Source organism: Mycobacterium sp. KBS0706 (genome assembly GCF_005938675.2).
In the GTDB taxonomy this organism is placed as follows: domain Bacteria; phylum Pseudomonadota; class Alphaproteobacteria; order DSM-16000; family Inquilinaceae; genus Inquilinus.
On the sequence record NZ_VCCH02000292.1, the window covers coordinates 1 to 1,032 of the forward strand.

The following is a 1,032-nucleotide window of genomic DNA, read 5'->3' on the forward strand; positions in this document are numbered from 1 at the left end:
GGCGGCAGTTGAAAGCAGCGTGCCGAAGCTGGTCGAGGCGCGGAGCATCATCGCCGCCATCATCTCACCATGGTCGAACGGACAGACCGAGGGTCAGATCACCAAGCTCAAGCTCGTGAAACGCCAGATGTACGGTCGCGGCAAGATCGATCTGCTCCAGGCTCGCATCATCGGCGCCACGTAGCCGAGCTCCATCAAAACTGCGTCAGAGCCTAACGGGCACCCCTCTCGTTTCGGGTGTCGACGACCATGAAGTTATTCAGCCTCTGTGCCGGCTCGCACGCACCGGCAGTCAGAGCAGCCAGCAGCAGGCAGATCGATTGCACGGGTCTGCCTTTCCCGATGGCGCCGTGCGCTTGGAACCGGTTCTTCGCGATGTCCAGCCCGACGAACACGATCTCGGTCATGGAGCCCTCTCTCCCTAACCCGTATTGGCCCGCCCACTAAGCACGCGCAGGCGTCGCAATCACGGCGCACCCGCTCACAAGCCATTTCCCACAGTCCGACGTTCGATCGCCTCGCGGCCGCTACGATGCCAAAGCATACGGCGCAGACCCCGGGCTCGATGATCGCCAGCTGGCCGAGCTGAACCAGCCTCACCAGGATCGAGATCATGAAGATGTCGATCATCGACCAGCGGCCGACCGCCTCGACGATGCGGTAGATCACGGTGCGGTTGCGCAACTGCCCCGTCTTACCGCGCTGGGTCGTGACCAGCAGGTAGATCAGCCCGGCCAACTTCAGCACCGGCACGGTGATCGAGGCGAAGAATACCAGCGCTGCCAGCGACCACATGCCGGAATCGGCCAGCTCGATCACGCCGCCAGCCGCGGCACCATATGCCTCCAGCCGCATTCATGGCACTGCATCACGGAGCTAAGCTGGGCCTCGGCCTCGAGATGCGGCGCCGGGGTCACCTTCAGGGCTGTCCTCCGACCCGCCAGTCGCGGGGTCCACTTTCACGTCCGTTATGTTGCCGGCGTCACGTCGACGGCTTCGGACTCGGCGAAGGAAATCTGCACCATGTCACCT

The 1,032-nt window shown here is 63.4% G+C and carries 1 protein-coding gene and 1 pseudogene; one reads left to right on the forward strand and one right to left on the reverse strand.

Translation table 11 applies throughout. From position 1 onward, the window contains the following. Positions 1 to 184 (forward strand): annotated as a pseudogene (locus tag FFK22_RS41885) (ISL3 family transposase); the annotation flags it as partial. A gap of 71 nt (positions 185 to 255) precedes the next feature. On the opposite strand, the gene FFK22_RS41890 reads toward FFK22_RS41885, so the two are convergent. Then, complete coding sequence (locus FFK22_RS41890) at positions 256 to 855, reverse strand: paraquat-inducible protein A (protein WP_138893616.1); 600 nt, start codon at positions 853 to 855, stop codon at positions 256 to 258. Between the last annotated feature and the right edge of the window lie 177 nt (positions 856 to 1,032).